Raw genomic sequence first — 2,227 nt, 5'->3', positions numbered from 1 at the left:
TCCTTTTTTATTCAATGATTACTAAATAGCTACAATCTATCGTATGAAATCTATTCTAGCTAAATTACCATTTAACCTATTAATATTTAAGTGTATTTGAGAACTATCTCAACTAGGTTATAACGCCTGCATAACACGTTTGCTACCATGCAGATTAAGCCTAAATTTACCACTTAATGCGGTAAACCAAAAGTAATCTAGAACGCCGAGTGTAGCAAATCGTGTTGATGCATTTGTTAACCGTTTTGATATCAGTGGCTTGCTGCGTGATTCGCCGCTACACTTTCTAACCTTTCAGCTAACCAAACTTTAATAATCGATTGGCGAGTTACACCTACACGATTAGCTTCACGATCTAATGATTCAATCATCCATGTTGGAAAATCAACATTTACTCGTTTTTGAGTTTGCAGTGAACGCTTAGCTTTAGATAAATCTAGATCGCCTAGAATATCATCGCCATCGTCAAACTTTGCATCAAATTCATTAGCTTTCATAAACCTTTACCTCACCTTTTCTTGAGCGTCGAACCGAAATTATTCGGATATTTTGACCTCGATATGTAATAACACCAGTCCAATGTTTACCATTAAGCATGGCTATTACGATATATCTTGGTTCATCGTGAGTATTTACTGGGACCTCTATTAAATCTGGGTCATTCCAAAGCAATTGAGCTACATTGAAATCCACACCATGTTTTTCAAGATTCGAGTTACTCTTAACTTCATCAAATTCAAATTAACCATAGGGTTAAAAGTATACCATTATTACTCAAAAGGCAACTTTCGATGATGTTTCGAAAAGACGGTTAACGCCTGCATAACACGTTTGCTACCATGCAAATTAAGCTCAATTTACCACTTAATACGGTGAACTGAAAGAAACCTAGAATGCCGAATGTAGCAAATCGTGTTGATGCGATTGTTAGCTGTGACTCAAATTGACCAATATAAAATCAATCCTTTCGTTTACTGTACCAAAAGGAACTTCAATTATCTCATAGCCCGACTTTTCGTACGCTAACACCATTTCATTGTAAGTATTTACCGCAACAGCAAAGTCTTGTTTACGCTCACTATCATTGGTAAATATCTCTTTCCAAGGTGGAAAAATGAAGACTTTCGAATGGTATTTAAAATTAGATATTGCCGACGTTAATTCATCAGACAATTTGATTTGTTCAAGGTTTGAATAACCAAGAATATCAATGATACCTCGGTCAAAGAAAACGAGGCTATTTTGACTTTGATGATACTGATAAGATGCAATTTCAAATTTAAGCATCAAGTCACGAAAAGCTTCTTTATTAGCCCAAGGTAACGCATCACTTTTTTGCGTAACTTGAGTTTGGATGACTTTACGACCAACCTCTTCAGAGCAAAAGAAATTTCGAGCTTTCAGCTCATTGATAACTGTCGTTTTTCCAGAGCCTGGACCGCCAGTAAATACTATAAAATTATCTTGATACAAAACTTATCCTCGAAACAGCTAACGCCTGCATAACACGTTTGCTACCATGCAGATTAAGCCAAATTTACCACTTAACACGGTAAACTAAAAGAAACCTAGAATGCCGAATGTAGCAAATCGTGTTGCTGCGATTGTTATGTGTGTTCTTATAAGCCAAATATTTCCCTCTCAAAGGGATCGCAGTAATACTAAAAAAGTAGATTACCCAAATAGACCAACTCACAGAAATATTATGAATACCTAGAGATTATTTAAAGATAACCTCAGAAAAGTGTGGATTATCAATTAAAACTTCCAGTTTAGAGATACCATCCAATTCAACTAGAATTTCAGTTTCATTAGCATTGAGTTTGATACATTCATTCTTACTTTCATTACGTGATGTATCAAGAGCAACGCCTTTGATAGACTCGCCCACTTTCATCGTTAACCTAACTGGATATCGGTATAAGCAGACGATTTCAATATAATCATATTCATTGCAACTTATCATAAGACTTACCTCTGAAAATAGATTACTTTAAGGCTGAATACTGGTTATTGCAATAATCTCAAAAAACACATAACGCCGCAATAACACGTTTATTACTACGGCGACTTAGCTGAATTTTACTGCCTTAAACACTGAAACCAAAGACAAACCTACAACGCCGAATGTAATAAATCGTGTTGATTGCTTTGTTATGAGAATGTCTAACCCAGTGTGCATGACATAAATTGACTGTGTGGATCAGGTTTATAATCGGCAAAGGGA

Annotated in this window: 3 protein-coding genes and 1 pseudogene; all 4 read right to left on the bottom strand. The window is 35.7% G+C overall.

All coding sequences use genetic code 11. The annotated features are described in order from the left end of the window. Positions 1 to 251: 251 nt before the first annotated feature. The 4 genes and pseudogenes from brnA to HC728_RS19400 all read right to left on the bottom strand — a co-directional run bounded on the left by brnA (position 252) and on the right by HC728_RS19400 (position 1,966). Positions 252 to 497 carry a type II toxin-antitoxin system BrnA family antitoxin gene (gene brnA, locus HC728_RS19415; RefSeq protein ID WP_190395956.1) on the bottom strand — a complete coding sequence of 82 codons (246 nt, stop codon included), beginning with the start codon at positions 495 to 497 and terminating at the stop codon, positions 252 to 254. After that, positions 487 to 741: pseudogene (locus HC728_RS19410) on the bottom strand (BrnT family toxin); the annotation flags it as partial. The gene brnA and the pseudogene HC728_RS19410, both read right to left, overlap by 11 nt. Before the next feature lie 186 nt (positions 742 to 927). Then, the gene (locus HC728_RS19405; protein WP_017019550.1) at positions 928 to 1,473 is read right to left on the bottom strand and encodes an AAA family ATPase; all 546 of its coding nucleotides are present in this window, start codon (positions 1,471 to 1,473) and stop codon (positions 928 to 930) included. Between the two features lie 247 nt (positions 1,474 to 1,720). Beyond that, complete coding sequence (locus HC728_RS19400) at positions 1,721 to 1,966, bottom strand: Rho-binding antiterminator (protein ID WP_026029357.1); 246 nt, start codon at positions 1,964 to 1,966, stop codon at positions 1,721 to 1,723. Positions 1,967 to 2,227: the final 261 nt, after the last annotated feature.

It is taken from the genome of Aliivibrio sp. S10_S31, assembly GCF_014694495.1.
Classification (GTDB): domain Bacteria; phylum Pseudomonadota; class Gammaproteobacteria; order Enterobacterales; family Vibrionaceae; genus Aliivibrio; species Aliivibrio fischeri.
The sequence above is the reverse complement of the archived record's forward strand: the minus strand, read 5'-3'. Positions and strand labels throughout refer to the sequence as shown.